This is a genomic window from Lentzea sp. NPDC037011 (assembly GCF_055607425.1).
In genome coordinates this window covers 123451-149493 of record NZ_JBVJRT010000007.1, presented here as the reverse complement: position 1 = coordinate 149493, position 26043 = coordinate 123451, and the positions used below count along the sequence as shown (strand labels likewise).

Genomic DNA, 26043 nt, shown 5'->3' with positions numbered 1-26043 from the left:
CTTGGCCTCCTTCACCATGCCGGAGTTCTACGTGCCGCACCCGGCGCGGATGAACCCGCACCTCGAACGGGCCCGCGTCCACTCCACGCAGTGGGCGCGGGACATGGGGATGCTCGACACCGGGGTGTGGACCGAGGAGGTCCTCGCGGGCGACGACTACGGGTTCATGTGCGCGTGGACCCACCCCGACGCCCCCGCGGACGTCCTCGACCTCATCACCGACTGGTACGTCTGGGTCTTCTACTTCGACGACGAGTTCTTCGCGGAGTTCAAGCAGACCAAGGACGTGGCGGGGGCGAAGGCCTACCTGGACCGGCTGCCGGCGTTCATGCCGCTCAACGGCACCGATCCGTGGCCGGAGCCGCAGAACCCGACCGAGCGCGGTCTCGTCGACCTGTGGCAGCGGACGATTCCGCTGATGTCGCAGGACTGGCGGCGCCGGTTCACCACGAGCACCCACAACCTGCTGCTCGAGTGCATGTGGGAGATCAAGAACATCGAGAGCGGCACGGTCGCCAACCCGATCGAGTACATCGAGATGCGCCGCAAGGTCGGCGGCGCGCCCTGGTCGGCGAACCTGGTGGAGGTCTCCGAAGCTGCCGAGGTGCCCGCGTCCATCGCGGGCACCCGCCCGCTGCGGGTCCTCTCCGACACGTTCTCCGACGCGATCCACCTGCGCAACGACATCTTCTCCTACGAGCGGGAAGTGTTGCGCGAGGGCGAGAACTCCAACGGTGTGCTGGTGTTCGAGAAGTTCTTCGGCCACGACACGCAGACGGCGGTCGAGGCGGTGAACAAGCTGCTCACCTCCCGCCTGCACCAGTTCGAGAACACCGTGTTCACCGAGCTGCCGGTGCTGTTCGCCGAGCACGGGACCGACCCGTCCGAGCAGGCCCGCGTGCTGAAGTACGTGAAGGGGCTGCAGGACTGGCAGTCCGGGGGCCACGAGTGGCACCTGCACGCCGGTCGCTACACCAAGTCCGACTCGGGTGCGGGCAACAGCGCGTTCTTCCGCACGATCCTGCGCGGGCCGACCGGCCTGGGCACGTCCGGCGCGTGGCTCGGGGTGGCCCGTGGTTGAGCTTCCCGAGTTCGAGATGCCTTACGCGGCACGGCTTTCGCCGCACGTGGACCGCGTCCGGCAGCACAGCAGGGCGTGGGCGCGGGACATGGGCATGTTCACCGGTTCGCCGTGGACGGAGGCGTTCTACGACGCCGCGGACTACGGCGGCTTCACGCCGCTGGCGTTCCCGGCGCTGCCGGCCGAGGAGCTGCGGTACGTCAACGACTGGGGCGTCTGGGGCTTCTACGTCGACGACGCGTTCCTCGACGGCTTCCTGCGGCCGCGCAACCTCGCGGGCGGCCGGGCGTTCGCCGCCCGGCTGAAGGCGGTGCTCGCGGACCCGTCGGTGCCGGCGGTGAACCCGGCCGAGAGGGGGCTCGCGGACCTGCTGTCCCGCGGCACCCCCGACGAGGCCGACCGCGCGATGCTGCTCGACTACCTCGACGCACTGCTGTGGGAGCTGCACAACACCGTCCAGGGCCGTGTTCCCGACCCGGTAGACCTGGTGGAGATGCGCCGCAGGTCGATCATGGGCGAGCTGTCGGCCCGGCTCGTGCGCAAGGCCGCCCGTGCCGACCTGCCGGAGGAGCTGCTGCGCAACTCCACGATGAGGGCGCTGGTCGACTCGTTCGGCGACGTCCCGTCGCTGCGGATGGACCTCTTCAACCACGACCGCGTGCACGCCACCGGCGGCAGCACGACCAGCGCGGTGCTGGCGGTGCGGCAGTTCTTCGACTGCGAGTTGCAGCAGGCCGTGGACCTCGTGGGCGACCTGATCTCGGCGCGGCTGCGGCAGATCGGCACGATCATGGCCGAGCTGCCTGCCCTGGCCACCGAGTACGACCTCGACGCCGAGGCGACGGCCGGGCTGTCCCGGTACGCCGAGGCCATGCGGTCGTGGCTGGCCGGTGAGCTGCTGTGGACGCAGCGCTCCGGCCGCTACCGCCCCACCACCACCCCCACCCGACGGTCGTTCCACGCGCCGTCCGGACTCGGCACCGCCGCGGTGCTGGTCCGCTGATCCCTCCTCCCGCTGAACAAGATTGGCAGGACTCGCAGTGACTGTTACCGATCCGGGTCTCGGGGTCGACGACAAGCAGCTGAGCCTTTCCAGGGCAGCCGCCCGCAACCTCTCGTCGACCACCAAGTCCGCGCCGCAGATGCAGGGCATCTCCCCGCGGTGGCTGCTGCGACTGCTGCCGTGGGTCGAGGCCAAGGGTGGTGCCTTCCGGGTCAACCGGCGGCTCACGTTCGCGATCGGCGACGGCCGGGTCACGTTCACCAGCGTCGGTTCCGAGGTGCGCCCGGTGCCGCAGGAGCTGGCCGAGTTCCCGCTGCTGCGCGGGTTCGAGGACGAGGACTCGCTGGTGGCCCTCGCGAGCCGGTTCGAGCAGCGCGAGTACCAGCCGGGCGAGGTGATCGCCGAGCGCGGCACCCCGGTGGACACCATCGTCGTCATCGCGCACGGCAAGGTCGCCAAGACCGGTCGCGGCAAGTTCGGCGACGACGTGGCGCTGGGCACCGTGGCCGACGGTGAGCACTTCGGTGACAACGAGGTGCTGTCCGGTGCCGAGGTGGCGTGGAGCTTCACCGCCCGCGCGCTCACCCACACGACCGTGGTCGAGCTGCCGCGCTCGGTGTTCAACCAGCTCAACCAGCAGGTCGAGCCGTTGCGCACGCACATCGAGCAGCAGCTCGCGCACCCGACGAACCCGCAGAACAAGCACGGCGAGGCCGAGATCGACATCGCCTCCGGCCACGACGGCGAACCGGTGCTGCCCGGCACGTTCGTCGACTACGAGCTGCGGCCGCGCGAGTACGAGCTGTCGGTGGCGCAGACGGTCCTGCGCGTGCACACCCGCGTCGCCGACCTCTACAGCCAGCCGATGGACCAGGTCGAGCACCAGCTGCGGCTCACCATCGAGGCCCTGCGCGAGCGGCAGGAGCACGAGCTGATCAACAACCGGGAGTTCGGCCTGCTGCACAACGCCGACCTCAAGCAGCGGCTCAGCACCAGGTCCGGACCGGTCACGCCGGACGACATGGACGAGCTGATCTCCCGGCGCCGCAACACGAAGCTGATCCTGGCCCACCCCAGGGCGATCGCGGCGTTCGGCCGGCAGCTGTCCGAGCGCGGCCTCTACACGCCGACGGCCGTGGTGGAGGGCAAGCCGATGCAGACGTGGCGGGGCGTGCCCATCGCGCCGTGCGACAAGATCCCGGTCAGCAAGAACGGCACGACGTCGATCATCGCGATGCGCCTGGGCGAGGAGAAGCAGGGCGTCGTCGGCCTGCGCCAGACCGGCATCCCCGACGAGTACGAGCCCGGCCTGAACGTGCGGTTCATGGGCGTCGACGAGCACGCGATGCTCAAGTACCTGGTGTCGACCTACTACTCGGCCGCCGTTCTCGTGCCGGACGCGCTGGGCGTGCTGGAGAACGTGGAGATCGGTCTCTAGCGATGACAGCGGAGATGTCCTCCCCCAGCACCGAACGGCTCGCCGCGGGACGCCCTGCGGGCGAGGTGCTCGCGTGGAGCCGGAGCCTGGTGACCCCGGCTCTGCGCAGGGCCGTCAGTCAGCTGCCCGAGTCGATGCGCGTGATCGCCGAGTACCACTTCGGGTGGCGCGACGAGCACGGCAACCCGGTGCTGGAGAACAGCGGCAAGGCGATCCGGCCGGCGATGGTGCTGCTGGCGGCCGAGGCCGTCGGCGGCAAGGCGGCGGCCGCCATCCCGGCGGCGGTGGCGGTGGAGCTGATCCACAACTTCTCGCTGCTGCACGACGACGTGATGGACGGTGACGAGACCCGCCGCCACCGCGCCACGGCGTGGACCGTGTTCGGCGTCAACGCGGCGATCCTGGCCGGTGACGCGCTGCAGGCGCTCGCGGTGGACGTCCTCGCGGCGTCCGGGCACCCGCGGGCGCTGGAGGCGATCCGGCTGCTGGGCGACGCGGTCGTCGCGTTGCTCGACGGGCAGGCGCACGACCTCGACTTCGAGAACCGCACGGACGTGGTGGTGCCCGAGGTGGTCACGATGGCGCTGGGCAAGACCGGCGCGTTGCTGGGTGCCTCGACCGCGCTGGGCGCGCTGTACGGCGGCGGGACCGACGGGCAGGTCGAGTCGCTGCGCGGCTACGGCACCCAGCTCGGGCTCGCGTTCCAGCACGTGGACGACCTGCTCGGCATCTGGGGCGACCCGGCGGTGACGGGCAAGGCCGCGCACACCGACCTGCACAGCCGCAAGAAGTCGCTGCCGGTGGTGCGGGCGCTCACGGCCGGCACGCCCGCATCGGAGCAGCTGGCGGCGCTGTACTTCCGGGCGGGCGAGCTGTCTGCGGCCGAGCTGGCGCTCGCGGCCTCGCTGGTCGACTCCGCCGGCGGGCGGGCGTGGAGCCAGGAGCAGGCCGACGAGCTGCACACGCGGGCGTTGCTGCACCTGGGCGAGTCCTCGCCGGCCGCGCGGGCGGCCGTGGAGCTCGGCACGCTCGCCCAGCTGGTCACCCACCGAGACCACTGACCGCCCCTCTTCCCCGGAAGGCGCCCGATGACGGAACACCCGCCGCGTTCGGTGCTGCTCGCCTCACCCCGGTCGTTCTGCGCCGGGGTGGAGCGGGCCGTCGAGATCGTGGAACGACTGCTCGACCAGCGCGGTGGCCCGATCTACGTGCGCAAGCAGATCGTGCACAACGTCCACGTGGTGCGCGGTCTGGAGGCCCGCGGCGCCGTGTTCGTGGAGGAGCTGTCGGAGGTGCCGCCCGGTGCCACGGCCGTCTTCTCCGCGCACGGCGTCTCCCCCGCTGTGCGGGCCGAGGCCGCGGAGCGGTCGCTGGAGGTGCTGGACGCGACCTGCCCGCTGGTGACCAAGGTGCACGCGGAGGCGCGGCGGTTCGCCGCCCGCGGTGACACGATCGTCCTCATCGGACACGCCGGGCACGAGGAGGTCGAGGGCACGCTGGGCGAGGCGCCCGACCGGATGGTGCTCGTGGAGACCGTCGCCGACGTCGAGGCGCTGGAGATCACCGGGCCGGTGTCGTACCTGACGCAGACGACGCTGGCGGTCGACGAGACGTCCGAGGTGGTCGCGGCGCTGCGGCGGCGGTTCCCGCACGTGCGCGGTCCCGGTTCGGACGACATCTGCTACGCCACCACCAACCGGCAGATCGCGATCCGGGAGGTGGCCGCGCAGTCCGACCTCGTGCTCGTGGTGGGGTCGCGCAACTCGTCGAACTCGGTGCGGATGGTGGAGCTCGCGGCCCGCACCGGCACCCCGGCGCACCTGGTCGACGACGCCTCGGAGATCGATCCGGCGTGGCTGAAGGGCGTGACGACGGTGGGCCTGTCGGCGGGTGCGTCGGCGCCACCGGAGCTGGTCGACGAGGTGGTGGCGGCGTTGGAGGCGCTGGGCACGGTGTCGGTGTCCACGCACACGACGGCGACCGAGACGATCTCGTTCACACTGCCGCTGGCGGTGCGCCGTGCTGGCTGACATCACCTCGCCCGCGGACGTGCGGGCGCTGTCCTCGTCCGAGCTGGCGCGGCTGGCCGCGGAGATCCGGTCGTTCCTCATCGCCAAGGTGCACCGCACCGGCGGGCACCTCGGCCCGAACCTGGGCGCGGTGGAGCTGACGATCGCGGTGCACCGGGTGTTCTCGTCCCCGGTCGACGTCGTGCTGTTCGACACCGGGCACCAGTCGTACGTGCACAAGCTGCTGACCGGCCGCCGCGCCGACTTCGACTCGCTGCGGCAGGCCGGTGGCCTGTCCGGCTACCCGTCCGCGGCCGAGTCGGCGCACGACGTCGTCGAGAACTCGCACGCCTCCACCGCACTGTCCTATGCGGACGGTCTGGCGAAGGCGTTCGAGCTCGGCGGCGTGGACCGGCGGGTGGTGGCGGTCGTCGGTGACGGCGCGCTGACCGGCGGCATGTGCTGGGAGGCGCTGAACAACATCGGCGGGTCGTCGCGGCCGGTCGTGGTGCTGCTGAACGACAACGGCCGTTCCTACGACCCGACGGCCGGCGGTCTCGCGGCGTCGTTGCTCGACGGCACGGCGCGCTGCCTGTTCGAGGCGCTGGGCCTGGCCTACCTCGGCGAGGTCGACGGGCACGACGTGCACGCCGTCGAGAACGCCCTGTGGGAGGCCAAGTCGCTGGGCCGTCCCGTGGTCGTGCACTGCAGGACGGTGAAGGGCAAGGGGTACGACGCGGCCGAGGCCGACGAGGCGGACCGCATGCACGCGGTCGGCGCGGCCGGTACCACCTCGGCGCGCACGTGGACCGACGTGTTCTCCGACGAGATCGTGGCGATCGGCGCCGACCGGCCCGACGTGGTGTGCGTGACCGCGGCGATGCTCGAACCCGTCGGTCTGCGGCCGTTCTCTGCGCGCTTCCCGTCCCGGGTGTTCGACGTCGGCATCGCCGAGCAGCACGCCGTGACGTCGGCGGCGGGCATGGCGATGGGCGGCCTGCACCCGGTGGTGGCCGTCTACGCGACGTTCCTGTCACGCGCCTTCGACCAGCTGCTGATGGACGTGGCGCTGCACCGGTTGCCGGTGACGTTCGTGCTCGACCGCGCGGGTGTCACGGGCCCGGACGGTGCCTCGCACCACGGCATGTGGGACGCCTCCGTGCTGCCCGTCGTGCCGGGCCTGCGCCTGGCCGCACCACGGGACCCGGCGTCGCTGGCCGCGTTGCTGCGCGAGGCGGTCGACGTCTCCGACGGCCCGACGGTCGTGCGCTACCCGAAGGCGTCCGCCGGCCCCGACGTGCCCGCGGTGCGGCGGGTGGGCCACTTCGACGTGCTGCACGAGACCCCGGACGCCGACGTCCTGCTGGTCGCGGTCGGCCCGCTCGCCGGCCCGTGCCTCGCAGCCGCGGAGGAGTTGGCCGCACACGACGTCCGCGTCACGGTCGTCGACCCGCGCTGGACCGCGCCGCTGGACCCGCACCTCGTGAAGTACAGCAGCGGTTTCCGCCTGGTGCTGGCCGTGGAGGACACCACCTCGACAGGCGCGCTGGGCGCCCGCCTGGGCCAGGCGCTGGCAGGCGGCCCGACGTGCGTGGCGACGTTCGCCCTGCCCCCGCGCTTCCTGCCGCACGACTCCCGCGCTCGCATCCTGCGCGCCCACGGCCTGGACGCCGCGGGCATCACGACGAGCGTGCTGAAGCGCCTCGGCGTGCGCTGACCACCCGCGCCGCGAACGCAAGGCCGACCGCACCCGCCCCCACGCGGCGCGGCGCGGCGTGGTGCAGGCAGGGCGGCGTGGAGCAAGCAGGGCGGTAGCGCGGCGGGGAGCAAGCAGCGCGACGCGGCCAGCGTGGCGCGGGCGGAGCGGCGCGGAGCAGGCTGGGCGGCGTGGGCGGGCTGGGCAGCGCAGGCAGGCGGGGCGGCACGAACGGAGTGGCATCGTCAGCGCGGCGTAAGAGAGCGCGGGCGACGCGGCGCGGGCGACGCGTCGCCCGCGTGACGCAGTCGCAGCGGGGCGAGCAGGCGGGCGGAGCGGCGCAAGCACGGCGATGCGGCCAGCGCAGCACGAGCTGACAGCGGCCGCGTCGGGCCGGGGCGACACGAGCAACGGTGCAGGCGAGGCGCGCCCACCGGCTCGCCGCCGACATGCAAGCGCACTGCCTAGCGTCCGTGCCCAACCGCACCGTCCAGCGCCCGGTGCCGTGCCCAACTGCGCGCCCCGACGCCCGTGCCGCGCACCCACGCCCGGCAGCTGCCTGGCGTCAGCCCCGACGGCTGCTCCGAAACTGTCCCGGCAGTTAGCTCGCCAGCTGGCCCGGCGGCTACCGCGACGGTTGCGCCGGGCGGCTACGGGCGATCGCCCGTGTACACGCCCAGCGTCCGGAACCGCAGTCCCGGCTCGGCGTACTCCTCGATCGCGTGCGCGATCCAGCCGACGATCCGGGCGATGGCGAAGATCGCCTCGCCGGCGTCGGGGGACATCTGGAACGTGACGCCGAGCTGGGCGAGGGCCAGGTCGACGTTCGGGAACGTGAGTGGCTGGGTGGCGATGACGCGGTCCGCCACCAGGTCGGCGTCGCCGTGGGTGCGCAGGAGGGCGAGCAGGTGGTCGGCACGGGGGTCGTGGCGTTCGTAGACGGCGTGGCCGAAGCCGGGGATCGGCTCGCCTGCGCGCAGGCGTTCGGCCACCGCGGCCATCGGGTCGGGGGCGGCTTGCAGGAGGAAGCGGTGGGTGAGGGTGCTGGCGGTGCCGTGCTTCTGGCCCTCCATGGCGCCGAGGCCCGCGGACACCACGGCGTACGGGTGGGCGCGGGCGGAGGCGGCGACCCTGGCGGCCATCGTGGAGACGGCCAGGTCGTGGTCGGCGAGCAGGACCAGGGCCGCGTTGAGGACGGCGGGCTGGGGCGGTTCGGGTGACAGGCGGGCCCAAAGGCGCTCGGCGATGTCGGTGCCCTGCGGGCGCTGGATGAGCGGGAGGGACTCGACGACGTCGGCGATCAGGGCCTTGGCGGTCGAGACGGCGCGGTCGAGGTCGAAGCGCAGCGGGTCACCGGCGCCGGCGAGGGCCACTGCCACGCGGACGCGGTCGGTGAGGGTCGCGCTGTCGGGGAGGGCCATCCAGATCTCCTGGCCCTCGGGGAACTCGACACCGGTGGTCTCCACGGCGGTCCACAGCCACTGCGCCACGTCCTCGAAGCGGCGCGTCCCGCTCAGCTCGACGGCGGAACGGCCGCGGTAGAACAGCCGGTCGTGCTCCAGCAGGGAGATGCGGGTGCGGATGCGATCGGTCACAGCGGCCACTGCTCCGCGCGCACCAGTGCGCTGCGCCAGGGCCTCGACCTCGGCGACGTCGAACATGCTCGCGCGGTTCAGCTTCGTGCTGGTCAGCAGGCCGCGGCTGACGTAGGCGTACACCGTCGCCGGTTTCACGCCGAGGCGGCGGGCTGTCTGCGTTGTCGTCAGCATTGATTCCATCAACGTTGACTGTACCTGGAGGTTGACGGAGCCTCTTGTCCATGTTGATTGATGCACCCAAAGGGTTGAAGGACGTCGTCGTCACCACCACCCTGATCGGGGACGTGAACGGGGCCGCGGGCTACTACCACTACCGCGAGCACGACGCGATCGAGCTGGCCAGGACCCGGTCGTTCGAGGACGTGTGGTTCCTGTTCGCCGAGGGCCGGCTGCCGGACGCGGCGGAGAGCGAGCTGTTCGCACGGCGGACGGCGGAGCTGCGCGAGCTGCCCGACGGCATCGCCGCCGTGCTGCCCGCCATTGCGCAGGCCGGGGTCACGCCGCTGGCCGGGCTGCGGACGGCGTTGTCGTTGCTGCCGTCGCAGCCGATGTGGGACGCGCCGATGGCGGCACGCCGGGCCGACGCGCTGCGCGTGTGTGCTGTGACGCCGACGATCCTGGCCGCACTGCACCGGCTCAAGCTCGGGCTTGAGCCCGTCCACCCCAGGGTTGAGCTGTCAACGTCGGCGAACTGGCTGTACATGTTGACTGGACAGGAGCCGTCAACGTGGACGAGTCGTGCAGTCGAGCAGTACTTGATCGCGACGATCGACCACGGCTTCAACGCGTCAACGTTCACGGCACGCGTCGTCGCGAGCTCGGGAGCTGACGTCGTGTCGGCGGTGACGGCGGCGATCGGCACGTTCTCCGGGCCGCTGCACGGTGGCGCGCCGGACCGGGCGCTGGAGAGCCTCGACCTCATCGGCTCGCCGGACGACGTCGACGCCTGGGTGCGCGAGCAGATCGAGCAGGGCAACCGGATCATGGGCTTCGGTCACGCCGTCTACCGGACGGAGGACCCGCGGGCACGCCTGCTCAGGGAGATCGCGCTGGAGCGGCCGACGCCGCTGACGGAGTTCGCAACGACGGTCGAGCGCCGGGTGACCGAGCTGCTGGCCGAGCTCAAGCCGGGCCGGCAGCTGTACGCGAACGTCGAGTTCTACGCGGGTGTCGTGATGGAGCAGTGCGGGATCCCGCGCGACATGTTCACGCCCACGTTCGCGTGCAGCCGGGTGATCGGGTGGTGTGCCAACGCCCTGGAACAGTCCGAGGACACGAAGATCATCCGCCCGATCGCCCGCTACACGGGACCGCAGCCGCTCATCAAGTGAGGTACCGGATGTCGTTGCGCACGCGGATGCGGTCGCGGTCGACGACGTCGGAGGAGCCCGCCAGGCCGGCACTGCGGTCGCGGTGCCGGTCGAGCCAGACGGCGAGGACTGCCACTACCAGGAGGATCGCTGCAAGAGTCATGTAGAAAGTTTGCGGCCGACAAAATCCCGCCAACAGTGGCAGATCTGACGATGCGCGCTAAAATCCTGCCATGCTCCGATCGGTGGCGGTTCCGCTCATCAACGGCGTCGCGCCGTTCGAGTTCGGCGTGCTCTGCGAGGTGTTCGGCGTCGACCGGACCGAGGAGGGCGTGCCGCTGATCGACTTCCGGGTCTGCGGCGAGCTCCCGAACGAACCGGTGCACACGGACGTCCCCGGCGTCTCCATCACCCCGGAGCACGGCTTCGAAGCCCTGCTCGACGCCGACCTGGTCGCGCTGCCCGCGGCCAAGATCCGCGAGGCCTACCCGGAGAAGCTGCTCAAGACGTTGCGCGAGACCGACGCGACGCTGCTGAGCGTCTGCAGCGGGGCGTTCATCCTCGGCGAGGCGGGCCTGCTCGACGACCGCCGGTGCACCACCCACTGGCGTGAGACGAAGGCGTTCCAGGAGCGCTTCCCCAGGGCCCAGGTCGACCCGGACGTGCTGTTCGTCGACGACGGCAACATCATCACCAGCGCGGGCACGGCCGCCGGCATCGACGCCTGCCTGCACCTGGTGCGCCGCGAGCTCGGCACCAGGGTCGCCACGACCATCGCGCGCAGGATGGTCGTGCCGCCGCAGCGCGACGGCGGTCAGCGGCAGTTCGTGGAGCTGCCCATCCCCGACTGCTCGGCCGACAGCCTCGAACCGGTGCTGGAGCAGGTGCTCGACACGATCGCGGACAACCACACGGTGGCGTCGATGGCGAAGCTCGCCGTCATGTCCGAGCGGACGTTCGCCAGGAGGTTCGTCGCGGAGACCGGCACCACGCCGAACAAGTGGCTGTCACTCCAACGGGTGCTGCACGCGCGCCGGCTGCTCGAGGAGACCGACCTCGACGTCGACGCGGTGGCGACCCGGTCAGGCTTCGGCACCGCCGCACTCCTGCGCCACCACTTCCACCGGGTCGTCGGCGTCGCACCGAGCGACTACCGCCGCACATTCGCCTGTCGTTAACCGCGTGAAGATCTTCTCCGAGATCGACCGCAGCGCCGCGACCTCCTCGTCACCGAGCAGGTCGAACACCAGGTGGTGGACCGTCTCGGCGTGCCGGGGCGCCGCCGCCTCGATGGCCGCGCGGCCCTGCTGGGTCAGCACCACGTAGGAGCCGCGCCCGTCGCTGGCGCACCCCTCGCGGGCGACGAGCCCGCGCTTCACCATCCGTCCGAGGTGGTGCGAGATGCGGCTCTTCTCCCAGTTCAGCGACCGGGCCAGCTCCAGCACGCGCACGCGTTCGTCCGGCGTGTCGGTCAGTTGGACGAGCACGGCGAAGTCGGCCATGGAAATGTCGGAGTCGGCGGACATCTGCCTGCTCAGGTGGGCGTTCAGCTCCCCTTGCATGCGGACGTAGGCACGCCACGCCAGCTGTTGTTCAGGTTCAAGCCATCGGGTCACACGCTCAGCATACGGGAATAGTTGACACATCATCCATGGTTGGTGCAAGGTAGATGACAGTTCAACCAACCCGACCGACCGAAGGACATACCGCCATGACCACGCCCACCAACCTCTCCGAATTGACCGGCGACTACGTCATCGACGCGTCGCACTCCCGCATCGGCTTCGTCGCCCGCCACGCGATGGTCACCAAGGTTCGTGGTGCGTTCAACGAGTTCGACGGCAAGATCAAGATCGACGGTGACAAGCCGGAGAACACCACCGCCGAGGTGACCGTGAAGGTCGCGACGATCGACACCCGCAACGCGCAGCGCGACGGCCACCTCACCACCAACGACTTCCTCGACGTCGAGACCTACCCGGAGATCAAGTTCGTCTCGACCTCCGCGAAGCAGGTCGACGACGGCAACTTCGAGATCACCGGTGACCTGACCATCAAGGACGTCACCAAGTCGATCACCATCCCGTTCGCGTTCGAGGGCGTGGCCGTGGACCCGTTCGGCAACACCCGCGTGGGCTTCGAGGGCTCGCACACCATCAACCGCAAGGACTACGGCGTCACCTGGAACGCGGCGCTGGAGACCGGCGGCGTGCTGGTGAGCGAGAAGGTCGTCCTCGAGTTCGAGATCTCGGCGATCAAGCAGGGCTGACCGCAGCAGGTCACGTCGTGACAGGTCCGGGCGCTTTCCAGCGACCCGGACCTTTCGCGTTCCAGCGGGCGAGCCTCCCGCGTTCCAGCAGCCCCGGACGACGCCCGATCGGCCCAGTGCGGCGAGTGCCTCCAGGCCCCTCGGAGCAGTGTCCTTGGACTACCGTGAACCCCATGGCGACGCGTGTTTTCCTCGTCGACGACCACGAGATCGTCCGCCGCGGCATCGCGGACCTGCTCGGTGAGGAGCCCGACCTGGAGGTGGTCGGTGACGCCGCGACGGTCGCGGAGGCGCTGGCCGCGGTGCCGGAGGCCCAGGCCGACGTGGCGGTGCTCGACATCCGGCTCCCCGACGGCAACGGCATCGAGCTGTGCCGGGAGCTGCGCAGCCGCGTCCCCGGTCTGCAGTGCCTGATGCTGACGAGCTTCGCCGACGACGAGGCCCTGTTCGACGCGATCATGGCGGGCGCCTCCGGGTTCGTGCTCAAGCAGATCCTGGGTGCCGACCTGGTGAACGCGGTCCGCACGGTCGCCGCCGGCCAGTCGCTGCTCGACGCGCGCACGACCAGCGCCCTGCTCAACCGGATCCGCCGCGAACGCGAGGAGGGCGACCCGCTGCGCGTGCTCAGCGAGCAGGAGCGCACGGTGCTCGACCTCATCGGCGAGGGGCTGACGAACCGGCAGATCGCCGAGCGGATGTTCCTCGCGGAGAAGACCGTCAAGAACTACGTCTCACATCTGCTGGCGAAGCTCGGCATGCAGCGCCGCACGCAGGCGGCGGTGTTCGCGTCGCAGTTCCGCAGGGACGGCGAGAAGCCCCGCTAGAACGGGCTAGGACGACCGGTCCAGCGGGACCCGCCACACCACGCGCGCTCCCCCGCCGTCGGCCGCGCGCACCGCGAACGTGCCGCCGAACTGCGCCGCCCGGTGCGCGAGGTTGCGCAGCCCGCTGCGCGCCACGTCGGGTGCGATGCCGATCCCGTTGTCCTGCACGGTGATCACCACGTCGTCGCCCGCGTCGACCAGCACCGTGAGCTCGGTGGCCTCCGCGTGCCGCACGGCGTTCGTGACGGCCTCGCGCACCACGGCCTCGACGTGTTCGGCGAGCTCGGGCGGCACGGAGTTGTCGACGGTGCCGGACATCCGCACGGCCGGGGACAGGTGCGTGGACTCGGTCAGGCCGGCGACGAGGTCGAGCAGGCGGCGGCGCAGCGAGGTGTTGTCGGTCGAGTGCAGGTCGAAGATCGAGGTGCGGATCTCGCGCACGGTCTCGTCGAGCTGCTCCACGGCGGTGCGCAGGCGGGCGGCGACCTCCGGTTCGGTGATGCGGCGCAGGGTGGCCTGCAGGGTCAGCCCGGTGACGAACAACCGCTGGATCACGTGGTCGTGCAGGTCGCGGGCGATGCGGTCGCGGTCCTCCAGCACGTACAGCAACCGTTGGGAGCGTTGCTGTTCCGCGAACTCCAGCGCCACCGCCGCCTGGTCGGCGAACGAGGCCAGCATCGGGACCTGGTCGGGCAGGAAGCGGGACTCGGTGCCGCGGCGCAGCACGACCAGGGCGCCGGTGACGGCGGAACCCGACCGCAGCGGCACCGCGAGCACGGAGCCGAAGGCGGCGGTGAGGTCGTCGGACAGCAGGGGTGTTCCGGTGCGGACCACCTCGTCGAGGGCGTAGTCGGCGGGGTCGAAGTCGCCGAGCCGCGCGCCCGCGTTCGCGGCCACCGCGAGCGGGGCGTGCCGGCCGTCGCCGAGCACCACCAGCGCCGCGTCGGCGGAGGCCAGCTCCACGGTCCGCTGGGTGATCAGGCGCAGCGCGTACTCACCGGACGCGCCGCCCAGCAGCTCGGAGTTGACCTCGCCGATGGCCTCCAGCCACCGTTCCCGCATCCGGGACTTCTCGAACAGCCGGGCGTTGTCGATCGCGATGCCCGCCGCCGCGGCCAGTGCCTGCAGGACCGCCTCGTCGTCGGCGGTGAACTCGGCGGCGTCGATCTTCTCGGTCATGTAGAGGTTGCCGAAGACCTCGTCGCGCACCCGCACCGGCACGCCGAGGAAGCTGTGCATCGGCGGGTGGTTCGGCGGGAAGCCGACCGACATGTCGTGCCGGGCCAGGTCGTGCAGCCGCAACGGGGTCGGGTCCTTGATCAGCAGCCCCAGCAAACCCTTGCCCTCTGGCAGGTGGCCCATCTTCGCGCTCGTCTCCGCGTCCACGCCCACGTGGACGAACTCGGACAGGTCGTCGCGCGTCCCCAGCACGCCCAGCGCGCCGTAGCGGGCGCCGACGAGGTCGACGGCGGCCTGCACGATCCGCTGCAGCGTCGAGTCGAGCTCCAGCCCGGACGCCACGGCGAGGACGGCGCCGAGCAGCTCCTGCATGTGGTCACGGGTGGTGACGATCTCGTCCATGCGATCCCGCACCTCGTCGAGCAGTTCGTCGAGGTCACGGCGGCCGGGAGGGGTGGGCACGCCGCTAGCGTCGCACACATCCCGCGATCACACGGCCCTGGCAAATGAGGACCTTCGGCCGTGGTCCGCGCACCGCGCTGCCCGGACAGTGAGGGCATGACCACCGTCGTGCCCGAATCGCTCGGACTGGCGGGTGAGGACGTGCGCGGGGTGCTCGCGCTCGCCACGCAGGCCGCGCCGCAGGTCCGGTTCGAGGTGCGGCCCGAGCGGATCGAGCTGCACACCACGAGCCCGCACAGCCGGGAGGCCAGGATCGCGTGCGGTGTGGCGCTGCTGAACGTCCGGCTGGCGTTGCAGGGCCACGGGATCCGCCCGCTGGTGACCCTGCTGCCGGGGGCCGGTGCGCACGACGCCGCCGCGGCCGTGCGGCTGGGCGGGCACCAGGACCCGGACCCGGACGTGCTCGCGCTGATGCACGCCCTGCGCGCAAACCGTCGCACGTGGACGACGTTCCCCGGGGTGGGCCCCTGGCGCGGGCTGCTGTCGCGGGCCGCGGAGGTGGAACGCGCGTGGCTGCACGTGACACCCGATGGGCAGGACCTGGTGCTGTGCACGTTCGCGCAGGGCGCCGCGGCGGAGATCCGTGCGGGGCAGGCGATGCAGCGGGTCGTCCTGACGGCGGCGACGGTCGGTGCGGCGGTGCTGCCCGCGCAGCCGCCGGTGAGCCTGTCCGCGTTGCGCGCGGACCTGCGCCCGTGCCTGGGCAGCACGCTGGTGCCGCAGGTGGTCCTGCGACTGGGCACGGGGTGACCGTGCCCGTCCCGTGCCGCGCGGGGGTCGAGCCCGCGGCACGGGACCGGGCACGACCCCGTCAGCGGGCCAGCACGGCCCGCCACAGCACGCGTGCCAGCTCCGGGTGGCAGATGTCGTTGTGCGCACCCGCGATCCCGTCGCCGCGGCGGATCACCGACGAGCAGTCGACGTTGTGCACCTGACCCCTGACCAGGTCGCCGACCGACCCGACGTGGTGGCCGTGGACGTAGGTGCCTTGCACGCCATGGGCTCCGATGCCGCCGTACTTCGGGTACGCGTCGAGGTCGAGCTGCCGGCCCGACCGCGCGGCCAGCGGGTAGAACCGGCCGATCGCGTGGTCGTGCGCCGAGGTGGTCACGACGATCGGGCCGGGCACCCGGCCGAGCACGCCGCGGAAGTGACCGGCTCCCGGTTCGTCTGGCAGCCGTTCCGCGAACGACCACAGCGACATCGCGCCCTGCACCAGGGTGAGCGTCGCCGCCGGCACCGCGGTCGCCATGGCGGTCGCGGTGATGCAGCCGAAGCTGTGGCCCATCAGGTGGATGCGCGCGTCCGGTGCGGCTTGGGCGACCTCGCGGGCGATCCGGGCCGCACCGCTGTCGCCGAACACCCGCGCGCGTCGTTTCATCTTCCAGAACGTCAGGATCCGCAACGGCGACAGGATGCCGCCGAGCGCGGGGTCCTCCAGGCACGCGCGGTAGAGCTGCTGGGGGTCGAACGGCATCCCGTCCTCGCCCGGCAGGTCCGGCACCGAGCCTTCGAGGTAGACGTAGGCCTCCTTGACGGCGGGCGACATCCGGCACGGGTGGTGCAGTGCGGCCTGCACGATCGTGCGCACCGCGGCCGTGCGGGCCGCTCCCCCGCCGAGCCGCGCGGCCGAGACCCTGACGAACTCCTCCGACCTGACGTCCTCGTCGCCCCACGCCTTCGACGGCCAGTGCAGGCCGACCAGCAGTGCGCGGAACCCGCCCGGAAGCCGGTGCGCCGCCGCACGTTCCGCCCCGCAGGCGGCCATCGTCGCGACCCACTGGCCGTACTGGTGCCGGGCGGCCGGGACGTCACCGTTCCACCCGTGCACGAAGAAGAAAACATCGGTGACACCGGCGCGTGCGTCGCGTAGGACGTCCGCGCTGTCGTGCCCCCGCTCGTTGCCGGTCTCGTCGAAGCAGACGAGGTGATAGCTGATGTCGTGGCCTGGTACGGATTCTCGGGACATCGCGGATCACCACCACACAAAAAAAGCGCTCCCTTGTCCACTTATCGGAACTCGGGCGGCTCACGTGTAGGCCGTGCGATCAGGAAAACCCGTTCGGACCAGGCGGTTCGCTCACTCGCCCGCCCGGTTGCGCCGGTAGTGCCTGGCCGCGCGGACCCGGTTGCCGCAGCCCGGTGAGCACCATTCCCGCCGCGGGTGGTCCTTCACGAAGTAGAGCACACACCCTGGTGCGTAACAGGCTCGCAACAGCACCTGCTGCTCGCCGGTGAACAGCTCCACCGCCTCGGCCGCGATGGACGCCAGCGCGCGGTCGACCCGCGAACCGCCGACTTCGTTGCGCCGCACCAGTTTTCCGTCTTCCTCCGCGAGCTGCGGCCACTCGGTGGCGCGCTTGGCGGCGAGGTTGAGGTCGGTGACGGCCCGCGCGAGGTCGCGGTCCTGGGCGACCGCACGCGTGTCCTGCGTCAGCACGGCGGCGAGGTCCCGCAGGGCCTGGCGGAGCGTGCGGAACGCGCGCAGGTCGTCCTCGCCGGTCTCACCGGCGGCGAACCCGAGGAACCCGTTCAGCCCAGCGACGGTCACCAGGTCGTCGTTCACCTGCGACCGGTTCGCCCAGATCGTGTTCATGAGCAGGACCGGCCGGGGTTCGTCGGGCGTGAGCAACACGACCTAACGGTAACACGTCCTTGCATCCGTTAGTGCCATGTTCTAACGTTTGCGGCGTCTTCCAACCGTTGGAAAGGATGCCGCCGTGACCCTCGTGCCACCGTTCGACGCCGACACCGCCCGGCAGAAGGTGCAGGCCGCGCAGGACGCCTGGAACACCCGCGACCCGGAGCGCGTGGCCCGCGCCTACACACCGGACTCGGCGTGGCGCAACAGGTCCGAGTTCGTGCGCGGGACCGGCGAGATCGTCGCGTTCCTGACCCGCAAGTGGGAGCGCGAGCACGGCTACGCGCTCCGCAAGTCGCTGTGGGCGTTCGGCGACGACCGCATCGCCGTCCGCTTCCAGTACGAGTGGCACGACGACGACGGCCAGTGGTGGCGCAGCTACGGCAACGAGAACTGGGAGTTCGCTCCGTCCGGCCTGATGTCCCGGCGTGAGGCGAGCATCAACGACGTGCGGATCGCCGCCGCGGACCGGCGCGTCGACCCCACCTCCACCCACGACCTCCCGACGGAGTAGACCGATGCACGTCTCAGGACTGTGGCGTTACCCGGTGAAGTCGCTCGGCGGCGAGCAACTGGAGTCGGCGGCCTTCACCTCCGACGGGGTCGAGGGCGACCGGCTCGTGCACGTGCAGGGCCCGCGCGGGGTCCTGACCGGCCGCACCCGGTACGGCCTGCTGACCATCCCCGCGACGACCGGGCCGGACGGCCCGCTCGTGGACGGGCACCCGTGGGACAGCTGGGAAGCACACGAGCGGGTGCTGCCGTTCGGCGGCCGGCTGACCCGCTACACCGGGCCGGAGCGCTTCGACGTGCTCAACGTCCTGGTGGCCACCGACGGCCAGGTCGCGGCGGCGGGCGTGGACGTGCGGCGGCTGCGGCCCAACATCCTCGTCGGCGGGGTCGAGGCCGGCGAGGAGGAGAGCTGGCCGGGGCACGCGCTGGTGGTCGGCGACGTCGTCATCGGCATGTACCGGCAGCGGGCGCGGTGCGTGGTGACGACGATCGACCCCGACACCGGGGCGCAGGACCTGGACGTGCACCGGCGGATCCGGCACGAGTTCGGCGGGGTGCTGTGCCTTGACAGCTGGGTGGTGCGGCCCGGCGTGGTGAACGTGGGCGACCCGGTCGAGCTGGTGCCGACCGACGAGCTGCCCGACCGGGTGGGCGGGTGGATCGTCGGCCGCCCCTACGCCGTCTAGCCCCTTGCCCCTGTCGGCAAGGGCGTCTGCAAGTACCACCAACCCTTGATCAAACCGCCGCCAACTACTACCAACATATTCGTCGTCCACCGAACTAGGACCGCGTCGGCAGGCGGTCGGAGGCGCTGCTGGTAGTAGAAAAGTGCCTGTTGATGTTGAGTTGGTGGTACTCGCAGAAGCAGGGGTCAGATGTTGCGGCGGTACTGGCCGCCCACCTCGAAGAACGCCTCGGTGATCTGACCGAGCGTGCACACGCGTGCGGCGTCCATCAGCACGGCGAACACGTTCTCGTTCGTCTGCGCCACCTCGCGCAGGCGTGCGAGGGCCTTCTGGGCCTCGTCGCGGTGCGCGGCCTGGAACGCGCGGGTCCGCTCGACCTGCGACTCCTTCTCCTCCTCGGTGGCGCGCGCGAGCTCGATCTTCACGACCTCGCGGGTGCCGTCCTCCGGCAGGAAGGTGTTGACGCCGACCAGCGGCAGCGAGCCGTCGTGCTTGCGCTGCTCGTAGAGCATCGACTCGTCCTGGATGCGGCCGCGCTGGTAACCGGTCTCCATCGCACCGAGGACGCCACCGCGTTCGGAGATGCGGTCGAACTCCATCAGCACGGCCTCTTCGACGAGGTCGGTCAGCTCGTCGATGACGAACGAGCCCTGCAGCGGGTTCTCGTTGGCCGAGAGGCCCCACTCCTTGTTGATGATCATCTGGATGGCCATCGCGCGCCGGACGGACGACTCCGTGGGAGTGGTGATCGCCTCGTCGTAGGCGTTGGTGTGCAGGGAGTTGCAGTTGTCGTACAGCGCGCACAACGCCTGCAGCGTGGTGCGGATGTCGTTGAAGTCCATCTCCTGCGCGTGCAGCGAACGGCCCGAGGTCTGCACGTGGTACTTGAACTTCTGCGACCGCTCCGAGGCGCCGTAGCGGTCACGCATGGCCACGGCCCAGATCCGCCGGGCCACGCGGCCGATGACGCTGTACTCCGCGTCCATGCCGTTGGAGAAGAAGAACGACAGGTTCGGCGCGAAGTCGTCGATGTTCATGCCGCGCGCCAGGTACGACTCGACGTAGGTGAAGCCGTTGGCGAGCGTGAAGGCGAGCTGGCTGATGGGGTTCGCCCCGGCCTCGGCGATGTGGTAGCCCGAGATCGACACCGAGTAGAAGTTGCGCACCTGCTGCTGGATGAACCACTCCTGGATGTCCGCCATCATGCGCAGCGAGAACTCCGTGGAGAAGATGCAGGTGTTCTGGCCCTGGTCCTCCTTGAGGATGTCGGCCTGCACGGTGCCGCGGACGTTGCCCAGCGCGAACGCCTTGATCCGGGCGTGCTCCTCCGCGGACGGCTCGCGGCCCTCCTCGGCGGTGAACTTCGCGACCTGCTGGTCGATCACGGTGTTGAGGAAGTACGCGAGGATCGTCGGCGCCGGGCCGTTGATCGTCATCGACACCGACGTCGTCGGCGCGACCAGGTCGAAGCCGTCGTAGAGCGCCTTCATGTCGTCCAGCGACGCGATCGAGACACCGGAGGTGCCGATCTTGCCGTAGACGTCCGGCGGGGTGTCGGGGTCACGGCCGTAGAGCGTCACCGAGTCGAACGCGGTCGACAGGCGGGTGGCCGGGTTGCCCTTCGACAGGTACTTGAAGCGGCGGTTGGTGCGGAACGCGTCGCCCTCGCCCGCGAACATGCGCGCCGGGTCCTCGCCCTCGCGCTTGAACGGGAAGACGCCCGCGGTGAACGGGAAGAAGCCCGGCAGGTTCTCCTTGCGCAGGAACCGCAGCAGCGAGCCCTCGTCGTCGTACCGGGGCAGGCTGACGCGGCGGACCTGGTTGCCGGACAGCGTCTCCCGCGTGAGCCTGGTGCGGATCTCCTTGTCGCGCACCGTGAACACGAGCTCGTCACCGCTGTACTGCTCGACGGTCGCGGGCCACGCACCGAGCAGGTCGGTGGTGTCGCGGTCGAGGCCGCGCTCGGCGGCGGAGGCGAGCTCCGCGATGTCCGCGACGCCCTTCCCCGCTGCCTCCAGCGCCTTCTGCGCCGCGGTGAGCTGGGTGTGCGCGCGGACCGCGGCGACCTGCTCCTCGGTGCGGCGGTGGTAGCCGCGCACGGTGTCGGAGATGTCGCTGAGGTAGCGGGCGCGGGAGGCGGGCACGACGGTGGACGCGCTGGTCGACGTCTTGCCGGAGACCGGTGCCAGCGCGCCGTCCTCGACGTGCAGGCCGTGCTCCTTCAGGCCGTCGCGCAGGAACTGGTAGAGCGCGGTGACGCCGTCGTCGTTGAACGTCGCGGCGGACGTGCCGTAGACCGGCATGTCCTCCCACTTCACGCCGAACGCCTCGCGGTTGCGCACCATCTGGCGGGCCACGTCGCGGCGCGCGTCCTCGGCACCGCGGCGCTCGAACTTGTTGATCGCCACGGCGTCGGCGTAGTCGAGCATGTCGATCTTCTCGAGCTGCGACGCGGCACCGAACTCCGGCGTCATCACGTACAGCGAGAAGTCGACGAACGGCACGATCGCCGCGTCGCCCTGGCCGATGCCGGGGGTCTCGACGATGACCAGGTCGGCACCGGAGGCCTTGCACGCCACGATGGCCTGCTCCAGGCCGTCCGGGATCTCGCTGCCGGCGCGGCGCGTGGCCAGCGAGCGGAAGAACACCCGGTCGCCGTCGAGGCAGTTCATCCGGATCCGGTCGCCGAGCAGCGCGCCACCGCCGCGGCGCCGGGTCGGGTCGACCGCGAGCACGGCGATGCGCAGCTTGTCCTGCTGGTCGAGCCGGAAGCGGCGGACGAGCTCGTCGGTGAGCGACGACTTGCCGGAGCCACCGGTGCCCGTGATGCCGAGCACCGGGACCTTGCGCGTGGCCTCCAGCGGCTCGACCGTGCCCGCCTCGATGTGCGTGATCGCGCGCGCCAGGGCCTCGTCGGCTCCCGTCAGCAGCGCGTCGTGGCTGAACGGCGCGGTGAGCGCGTGGTCGCACTCCTCGATCATCAGGTTGATCATGCGGGCGAGGCCGAGCGTCTGCCCGTCCTGCGGCGAGAAGATCCGCGCGACCCCGCGGGAGTGCAGCAGCTCGATCTCCTCGGGCACGATGACGCCGCCACCGCCGCCGTAGACCCGGATGTGCCCGGCACCGCGCTCGTTCAGCAGCTCGACCAGGTACGAGAAGTACTCGACGTGCCCGCCCTGGTAGGCGCTGATGGCGATGCCCTGCGCGTCCTCCTGGACCGCCGCGGTCACGACCTCGGCGACCGACCGGTTGTGCCCGAGGTGGATGACCTCCGCGCCCTGTGCCTGCAGGATGCGCCGCATGATGTTGATCGCCGCGTCGTGGCCGTCGAAGAGGCTGGACGCGGTCACGAAGCGCACCGGGTTGACCGGCTTGTGCAACGCGGGCGCGAGGGACGTCGTCATGAGAATAGTTTGACTTCCTACTATTGGACGTGCAACCGAGGGTGGTCCAGGTCTCTGTATCGAACCCGAACCCGGCACCCCGACTGTGCTCCGCACGCCTCGACCGGGACTCGGCGGGCGGTTGCGCTCCCGGCGACAGATCCGGTAGGCATGTATTCAGATCGTTCAAACCTGGGGGGTTTCGAATGTCTCTGTTCCGCATGCTCGCGTCCGCCACCGTGGTGTCCGCGGCTGCCATCACCCTCGTCGCCGCTCCTGCGAGCGCCGACCCGCTGCAGAACTCGGGCGACTTCAAGGTCGCCGGCGTCAACATCCGCTCCGGACCCGGCACGGGGTACACCGTCCTGGGCTCGGGCTACCCCGGTCAGTACGCGTACCTGTCCTGCGGGCAGGCCGTGTCCGGCTGGGAGTGGATCGAGGTGCAGAACGTGGCGACGGGTGTCCGCGGTTGGGCGAAGAACGACCTGATGTACGCCTACTGCAGCTGATTCCGGCCGGTGTTCCGGCAGGGCGGTCGTCCTGCCGGAACACGGTGGCCGACCAGGACCAGCGAGCAACCGGACCACCTCACGACGGTACCTGGTCCGCGGTCGCCTGAGCGGGCACGACGGCCGCGGGAACGCGCACCGGCGAGAACCGGCCGGTCGTCACCGCCACCGCCAACCCGGCCAGCTCGTCCACCGCCCGCTGCCGCACACCCGCCGCGCGCAGGTGACCGAGCGCGCTGTCCAGCAACACCCCGGCCTGCTGCTCGCACCACCGGCGCCCGCCCGCCTGCTCGACCGCGCGGGCCTGCTCCGCGGGTGAGCCGGTCAACTCGGCACCGGCGGCCAGCGCGGCCACCACGGGAAGCGTGCGGCGGTCGTGCGCCAGGTCGTCGCGCAGTGGACGGCCGGAGACCGCGGGGCCGCCCCACAGGGCGAGGACGTCGTCGACGTGCTTGCGCGCCAGGCCGAGGTGGTCGCCGAACGCGCGGAGGCGACCGGCTTGGTCACGGGTCGCGCCGGCGGCCAGTGCGCCCAGCTCGCACGCGCAGGCCGCGAGGGAGGCGTGCTGGGCGGCGGCGACGCGCAGGTGCTCGGTGACCTCGACGGCGCCGGGGCGTCCGGCCATCTCGACCTCCCGCACGTAACCGTCCACAACGGACAGCAGTGCCGCGTTGAGCGCCATCACCCCGGGCCCGGTGAGGTGGGTGAACGCGAGCGTCAGCAGGGCGTCCGCCGCCGAGACGGCCCGGCGGTCGCCGAACTCCACCCACGCGCTCGGCCGGGAGCCGCGGCGGGCCGCGCGGGTCATCAGGTCGGCGTGCACCTGGTCGTGCAGGTGCGCGAGCTGCAACGCCACGGCGACCTCGACAGCGGCATCCGCGCTGCCGACGGACTCCGCGGCGAGCAGGGCCAGAGCGGCGACGAGGGGGTCCTGCCCGGCCAGGTGGTGGCCGACGACCGCGCGGGTCTGGTCCGGCAACGTGGCGATGGCGGCCGTCAGCGGTGCCTCGACCACGGCACGGCTCCAGGCCAGCACCTCTCCAGCGGGTCGCGCCGCGGTGACCACGTCGGTGCTCGTCATGCCCACAGAAGCTAGACCCGCGAGCCGGTGCCTCCGGGTGCGCAGCCACTGTCGTGTCGAGAAGGGGCACGATCCGGCGATCGGGACTACGTTGATGTTGAACGGGTTGTTGTCGCCATCACCCGACCGTGACCGTCGTTTTCCTGAGGGGCTGAACGTGCGCTACACCAAGCTCGCCGGCATGGACGTGTCGGAGATCTGTCTCGGCATGATGAGCTACGGCGATCCGTCGCTGGGCACGCATCCGTGGTCGATGCCGGAGGAGGAGGCCCGGCCGTTCATCAAGAACGCCCTTGAAGCCGGCATCAACTTCTTCGACACGGCCAACGTCTACTCGGCGGGGTCGTCTGAGGAGTTCACCGGTCGCGCGCTCAAGGACTTCGCCCGCCGCGACGAGGTCGTGCTCGCCACCAAGGTGAACGGCCGCATGCACGCCGGCCCGAACGGCGCCGGCCTGTCGCGCAAGGCGATCCTCGCCGAGATCGACAACTCGCTGCGCCGGCTGGGCACCGACTACGTGGACCTGTACCAGATCCACCGCTTCGACCCCGCCGTCCCGCTGGAGGAGACCCTCGAGGCGCTGCACGACGTCGTGAAGTCCGGCAAGGCCCGCTACCTCGGCGCCTCGTCGATGTACGCGTGGCAGTTCTCCAAGGCGTTGTACACGCAGCGGGCGAACGGCTGGACGCGGTTCGTGTCCATGCAGAACCACTACAACCTCCTCTACCGCGAGGAGGAGCGCGAGATGCTGCCGCTGTGCGCGGACCAGGGCATCGCGGTCATCCCGTGGAGCCCGCTGGCGCGCGGGCGGCTGACCCGCGACTGGGACGCCACGACCGCACGCGCGGAGACCGACGAGTTCGGGTCGACGCTGTACGTCGAGTCGGACCGGGCGATCGTCGAGCAGGTGGCCGCGGTCGCCGCCGCGCGGGGCGTGTCGCGGGCGCAGGTGGCGCTGGCGTGGCTGCTGCGCAACCCGGTCGTGACGGCGCCGATCGTCGGCGTCACGAAGCCCGCGCACCTGGACGACGCGGTGGCGGCGCTGGACTTCGAGCTGACCGACGACGAGGCGCGCTCGCTGGAGCAGGCCTACCAGCCGCACCGCGTCGCCGGGCACGGCTGACATGGCAAGGGCCGCCGGTGCCCACCGGCGGCCCTTCTGCGCCGTGCCTACACGAACGCGCTCTCGCCCGTGATCGCCTTGCCCACGATCAGGGTGTTCATCTCCCGCGTGCCCTCGAACGAGTAGATGGCCTCGGCGTCGGCGAAGAACCGCGCCACGTCGTGCTCCAGCACGATCCCGTTGCCGCCGAAGATCTCCCGCGCCCACGCCACGACCTCGCGCATCCGCGCGGTGACGAACGCCTTGGCGAGCGAGGAGTGCTCGTCGCGGAAGATGCCGGCGTCCTGGAGCCGGGCGAGCTGCACCAGCATGCCCCAGCAGGCGGTGATGTTGCCCAGCGACTTCACCAGCAGGTCCTGCACCAGCTGGAAACCGGCGATCGGGCGGCCGAACTGCTCGCGCTCACGGGCGTAGGCGAGCGCGGCCTCGTAGGCTCCGATCATCACGCCGAGCGCCTGCCACGCGACACCGCCGCGGGTGGCGCGCAGGATCTCCGCGACGTCGCGGAACGAGTTGATGTTCTGCAACCGGTTCGCCTCGGGCACGCGGACGTCGGTGAGGGTGATCTCGGCGTTCTCGACGATCCGGAACGCGATCTTGCCTTCGATCTTGGTCGCGGTGAAGCCGGGCATGCCCTTCTCGACCACGAAACCCTTGACCTGGTTGTCGTCCAGGTCGCGCGCCCACACGACCACGTAGTCGGCGAAGGTGGCGTTGCCGATCCACCTCTTGGCGCCGTTGAGCACCCACGTGTCGCCGTCGCGCTGGGCCGTGGTGCGCATGCCGCCCGCGACGTCGGAGCCGCCGAGCGGTTCGGTCATCGCGAACGCGCCGATCTTGTCCATCGCGGCCATGGCGGGCAGCCAGCGGTCGCGCTGCTCCTGCGAGCCGCCGGAGTAGATCGAGTACATCGCAAGTCCGTTGTGGACGCCGAAGAACGTGGCGACCGAGGCGTCGGTGCGGGTGAGCTCCATCGCCAGCATGCCGGTGAGCAGGTTGCTGACGGCGGCCGGGTGCTCGCCGTAGCCCTCGTAGGACAGGGCGGTGAGGCCGGCGCCGCGGAACTTGTCGATGAGCTCCAGCGGGAACTCGCCGCGCGCCCAGAACTCGTTGACCATCGGCTTGACCTCGGCGGCCATGAACTCGCGGGCGTGCAGCAGGATCTTGCGCTCCTCGTCGCTCAGCAGCGCCTCGTAGTCGTAGAAGTCGGCGACGAGCTGGTCTTCGATGCGGTCCAT

24 protein-coding genes are annotated in these 26043 nt (G+C 71.0%); 15 read left to right on the top strand and 9 right to left on the bottom strand.

Annotated features, from left to right (window positions below; translation table 11 throughout):
* Position 1 precedes the first annotated feature (1 nt).
* Genes ACZ7CH_RS22950 through ACZ7CH_RS22925 form a run of 6 tightly spaced genes read left to right on the top strand, consistent with a single transcriptional unit; the run spans position 2 to position 7248 of the window.
* On the top strand, positions 2 to 1081 hold the full coding sequence (locus ACZ7CH_RS22950; RefSeq protein ID WP_470371222.1) for a terpene synthase family protein: 1080 nt from the start codon (positions 2 to 4) through the stop codon (positions 1079 to 1081).
* The gene (locus ACZ7CH_RS22945) at positions 1074 to 2084 is read left to right on the top strand and encodes a terpene synthase family protein (RefSeq protein WP_360396320.1); all 1011 of its coding nucleotides are present in this window, start codon (positions 1074 to 1076) and stop codon (positions 2082 to 2084) included. The genes ACZ7CH_RS22950 and ACZ7CH_RS22945 overlap by 8 nt, the downstream gene beginning before the upstream one ends.
* A 37-nt stretch (positions 2085 to 2121) precedes the next feature.
* Complete coding sequence (locus ACZ7CH_RS22940) at positions 2122 to 3522, top strand: family 2B encapsulin nanocompartment shell protein (protein WP_360396318.1); 1401 nt, start codon at positions 2122 to 2124, stop codon at positions 3520 to 3522.
* Positions 3523 to 3524: 2 nt separating this feature from the next.
* Positions 3525 to 4583, top strand: coding sequence for a family 2 encapsulin nanocompartment cargo protein polyprenyl transferase (locus ACZ7CH_RS22935; RefSeq protein ID WP_360396316.1), 1059 nt, complete (start codon positions 3525 to 3527; stop codon positions 4581 to 4583).
* 27 nt (positions 4584 to 4610) lie between these two features.
* Positions 4611 to 5552: a 4-hydroxy-3-methylbut-2-enyl diphosphate reductase gene (locus ACZ7CH_RS22930; protein ID WP_470374793.1), complete on the top strand. Its 942-nt coding sequence runs from the start codon at positions 4611 to 4613 to the stop codon at positions 5550 to 5552.
* On the top strand, positions 5542 to 7248 hold the full coding sequence (locus ACZ7CH_RS22925; RefSeq protein ID WP_360396312.1) for a 1-deoxy-D-xylulose-5-phosphate synthase: 1707 nt from the start codon (positions 5542 to 5544) through the stop codon (positions 7246 to 7248). Before ACZ7CH_RS22930 ends, ACZ7CH_RS22925 begins: the two co-directional genes overlap by 11 nt.
* Before the next feature lie 629 nt (positions 7249 to 7877).
* On the opposite strand, the gene ACZ7CH_RS22920 is transcribed toward ACZ7CH_RS22925, so the two are convergent.
* Positions 7878 to 9005 carry a citrate synthase gene (locus ACZ7CH_RS22920; protein WP_470374792.1) on the bottom strand — a complete coding sequence of 376 codons (1128 nt, stop codon included), beginning with the start codon at positions 9003 to 9005 and terminating at the stop codon, positions 7878 to 7880.
* Positions 9006 to 9046: 41 nt separating this feature from the next.
* On the opposite strand from ACZ7CH_RS22920, the gene ACZ7CH_RS22915 reads away from it, so the two are divergent.
* Positions 9047 to 10156 carry a citrate/2-methylcitrate synthase gene (locus ACZ7CH_RS22915; RefSeq protein ID WP_470374791.1) on the top strand — a complete coding sequence of 370 codons (1110 nt, stop codon included), beginning with the start codon at positions 9047 to 9049 and terminating at the stop codon, positions 10154 to 10156.
* Here ACZ7CH_RS22915 and ACZ7CH_RS22910 read toward each other — a convergent pair.
* Positions 10149 to 10298 carry a hypothetical protein gene (locus ACZ7CH_RS22910; protein ID WP_360396306.1) on the bottom strand — a complete coding sequence of 50 codons (150 nt, stop codon included), beginning with the start codon at positions 10296 to 10298 and terminating at the stop codon, positions 10149 to 10151. The two genes, ACZ7CH_RS22915 and ACZ7CH_RS22910, sit on opposite strands and share 8 nt — an antisense overlap.
* Before the next feature lie 70 nt (positions 10299 to 10368).
* Here ACZ7CH_RS22910 and ACZ7CH_RS22905 point away from each other — a divergent pair, with 70 nt between their 5' ends.
* A complete protein-coding gene (locus tag ACZ7CH_RS22905) occupies positions 10369 to 11313 on the top strand; it encodes a GlxA family transcriptional regulator (RefSeq protein ID WP_470371227.1) in 945 nt (314 codons plus the stop codon).
* Here ACZ7CH_RS22905 and ACZ7CH_RS22900 read toward each other — a convergent pair.
* Positions 11218 to 11751, bottom strand: a complete 534-nt coding sequence (locus ACZ7CH_RS22900; RefSeq protein WP_360396302.1) for a MarR family winged helix-turn-helix transcriptional regulator — start codon at positions 11749 to 11751, stop codon at positions 11218 to 11220. The two genes, ACZ7CH_RS22905 and ACZ7CH_RS22900, sit on opposite strands and share 96 nt — an antisense overlap.
* Before the next feature lie 95 nt (positions 11752 to 11846).
* Here ACZ7CH_RS22900 and ACZ7CH_RS22895 point away from each other — a divergent pair, with 95 nt between their 5' ends.
* Positions 11847 to 12404, top strand: coding sequence for a YceI family protein (locus ACZ7CH_RS22895; protein WP_360396300.1), 558 nt, complete (start codon positions 11847 to 11849; stop codon positions 12402 to 12404).
* A 173-nt stretch (positions 12405 to 12577) separates the two neighbouring features.
* A complete protein-coding gene (locus ACZ7CH_RS22890) occupies positions 12578 to 13228 on the top strand; it encodes a response regulator (protein ID WP_458431317.1) in 651 nt (216 codons plus the stop codon).
* Between the two features lie 6 nt (positions 13229 to 13234).
* Here the strand turns inward: ACZ7CH_RS22890 and ACZ7CH_RS22885 are convergent, their stop codons facing one another.
* The gene (locus tag ACZ7CH_RS22885; protein ID WP_470371288.1) at positions 13235 to 14809 is read right to left on the bottom strand and encodes a sensor histidine kinase; all 1575 of its coding nucleotides are present in this window, start codon (positions 14807 to 14809) and stop codon (positions 13235 to 13237) included.
* A 156-nt stretch (positions 14810 to 14965) separates the two neighbouring features.
* Between ACZ7CH_RS22885 and ACZ7CH_RS22880 the strand changes: the two genes are divergently transcribed.
* Entirely contained in the window at positions 14966 to 15619 is a 654-nt protein-coding gene (locus ACZ7CH_RS22880) for a hypothetical protein (protein WP_470374790.1), read from the top strand.
* Positions 15620 to 15680: 61 nt separating this feature from the next.
* Here ACZ7CH_RS22880 and ACZ7CH_RS22875 read toward each other — a convergent pair whose 3' ends face one another.
* Together ACZ7CH_RS22875 and ACZ7CH_RS22870 are read right to left on the bottom strand one after the other, a co-directional pair.
* The gene (locus tag ACZ7CH_RS22875) at positions 15681 to 16838 is read right to left on the bottom strand and encodes a hypothetical protein (RefSeq protein WP_470374789.1); all 1158 of its coding nucleotides are present in this window, start codon (positions 16836 to 16838) and stop codon (positions 15681 to 15683) included.
* 111 nt (positions 16839 to 16949) lie between these two features.
* The gene (locus ACZ7CH_RS22870) at positions 16950 to 17504 is read right to left on the bottom strand and encodes a CGNR zinc finger domain-containing protein (protein WP_360396292.1); all 555 of its coding nucleotides are present in this window, start codon (positions 17502 to 17504) and stop codon (positions 16950 to 16952) included.
* A gap of 85 nt (positions 17505 to 17589) precedes the next feature.
* On the opposite strand from ACZ7CH_RS22870, the gene ACZ7CH_RS22865 reads away from it, so the two are divergent.
* Positions 17590 to 18024, top strand: coding sequence for a nuclear transport factor 2 family protein (locus ACZ7CH_RS22865; RefSeq protein WP_470374788.1), 435 nt, complete (start codon positions 17590 to 17592; stop codon positions 18022 to 18024).
* Between the two features lie 4 nt (positions 18025 to 18028).
* Positions 18029 to 18709 (top strand): MOSC domain-containing protein, encoded by a 681-nt coding sequence (locus ACZ7CH_RS22860; protein ID WP_360396289.1) that lies wholly within the window; start codon positions 18029 to 18031, stop codon positions 18707 to 18709.
* A gap of 185 nt (positions 18710 to 18894) precedes the next feature.
* Here ACZ7CH_RS22860 and icmF read toward each other — a convergent pair whose 3' ends face one another.
* Positions 18895 to 22113: a fused isobutyryl-CoA mutase/GTPase IcmF gene (icmF, locus tag ACZ7CH_RS22855; RefSeq protein WP_470374787.1), complete on the bottom strand. Its 3219-nt coding sequence runs from the start codon at positions 22111 to 22113 to the stop codon at positions 18895 to 18897.
* Between the two features lie 185 nt (positions 22114 to 22298).
* Between icmF and ACZ7CH_RS22850 the strand changes: the two genes are divergently transcribed.
* The gene (locus ACZ7CH_RS22850; protein ID WP_360396285.1) at positions 22299 to 22601 is read left to right on the top strand and encodes an SH3 domain-containing protein; all 303 of its coding nucleotides are present in this window, start codon (positions 22299 to 22301) and stop codon (positions 22599 to 22601) included.
* A gap of 79 nt (positions 22602 to 22680) precedes the next feature.
* Here ACZ7CH_RS22850 and ACZ7CH_RS22845 read toward each other — a convergent pair whose 3' ends face one another.
* Entirely contained in the window at positions 22681 to 23682 is a 1002-nt protein-coding gene (locus tag ACZ7CH_RS22845; protein WP_470374786.1) for a polyprenyl synthetase family protein, read from the bottom strand.
* 157 nt (positions 23683 to 23839) lie between these two features.
* On the opposite strand from ACZ7CH_RS22845, the gene ACZ7CH_RS22840 reads away from it, so the two are divergent.
* Positions 23840 to 24805 carry an aldo/keto reductase gene (locus tag ACZ7CH_RS22840; RefSeq protein WP_360396282.1) on the top strand — a complete coding sequence of 322 codons (966 nt, stop codon included), beginning with the start codon at positions 23840 to 23842 and terminating at the stop codon, positions 24803 to 24805.
* Positions 24806 to 24852: 47 nt separating this feature from the next.
* Here ACZ7CH_RS22840 and ACZ7CH_RS22835 read toward each other — a convergent pair whose 3' ends face one another.
* Positions 24853 to 26043, bottom strand: a complete 1191-nt coding sequence (locus tag ACZ7CH_RS22835) for an acyl-CoA dehydrogenase family protein (RefSeq protein ID WP_470374785.1) — start codon at positions 26041 to 26043, stop codon at positions 24853 to 24855.

Excerpts from the sequence above, each read along its gene's own strand:
- ACZ7CH_RS22935 (WP_360396316.1), top strand. The coding sequence starts at position 3,525 with ATGACAGCGGAGATGTCCTCCCCCAGCACCGAACGGCTCGCCGCGGGA.
- ACZ7CH_RS22915 (WP_470374791.1), top strand. The coding sequence starts at position 9,047 with ATGTTGATTGATGCACCCAAAGGGTTGAAGGACGTCGTCGTCACCACC.
- ACZ7CH_RS22910 (WP_360396306.1), bottom strand. The coding sequence starts at position 10,298 with ATGACTCTTGCAGCGATCCTCCTGGTAGTGGCAGTCCTCGCCGTCTGG.
- ACZ7CH_RS22885 (WP_470371288.1), bottom strand. The coding sequence starts at position 14,809 with ATGGACGAGATCGTCACCACCCGTGACCACATGCAGGAGCTGCTCGGC.
- ACZ7CH_RS22930 (WP_470374793.1), top strand. The coding sequence starts at position 4,611 with ATGACGGAACACCCGCCGCGTTCGGTGCTGCTCGCCTCACCCCGGTCG.
- ACZ7CH_RS22890 (WP_458431317.1), top strand. The coding sequence starts at position 12,578 with ATGGCGACGCGTGTTTTCCTCGTCGACGACCACGAGATCGTCCGCCGC.
- ACZ7CH_RS22850 (WP_360396285.1), top strand. The coding sequence starts at position 22,299 with ATGTCTCTGTTCCGCATGCTCGCGTCCGCCACCGTGGTGTCCGCGGCT.
- ACZ7CH_RS22835 (WP_470374785.1), bottom strand. The coding sequence starts at position 26,043 with ATGGACCGCATCGAAGACCAGCTCGTCGCCGACTTCTACGACTACGAG.
- ACZ7CH_RS22860 (WP_360396289.1), top strand. The coding sequence starts at position 18,029 with ATGCACGTCTCAGGACTGTGGCGTTACCCGGTGAAGTCGCTCGGCGGC.
- ACZ7CH_RS22845 (WP_470374786.1), bottom strand. The coding sequence starts at position 23,682 with ATGACGAGCACCGACGTGGTCACCGCGGCGCGACCCGCTGGAGAGGTG.
- ACZ7CH_RS22880 (WP_470374790.1), top strand. The coding sequence starts at position 14,966 with ATGACCACCGTCGTGCCCGAATCGCTCGGACTGGCGGGTGAGGACGTG.
- icmF (WP_470374787.1), bottom strand. The coding sequence starts at position 22,113 with ATGACGACGTCCCTCGCGCCCGCGTTGCACAAGCCGGTCAACCCGGTG.
- ACZ7CH_RS22875 (WP_470374789.1), bottom strand. The coding sequence starts at position 16,838 with ATGTCCCGAGAATCCGTACCAGGCCACGACATCAGCTATCACCTCGTC.
- ACZ7CH_RS22895 (WP_360396300.1), top strand. The coding sequence starts at position 11,847 with ATGACCACGCCCACCAACCTCTCCGAATTGACCGGCGACTACGTCATC.
- ACZ7CH_RS22920 (WP_470374792.1), bottom strand. The coding sequence starts at position 9,005 with ATGGAATCAATGCTGACGACAACGCAGACAGCCCGCCGCCTCGGCGTG.
- ACZ7CH_RS22905 (WP_470371227.1), top strand. The coding sequence starts at position 10,369 with ATGCTCCGATCGGTGGCGGTTCCGCTCATCAACGGCGTCGCGCCGTTC.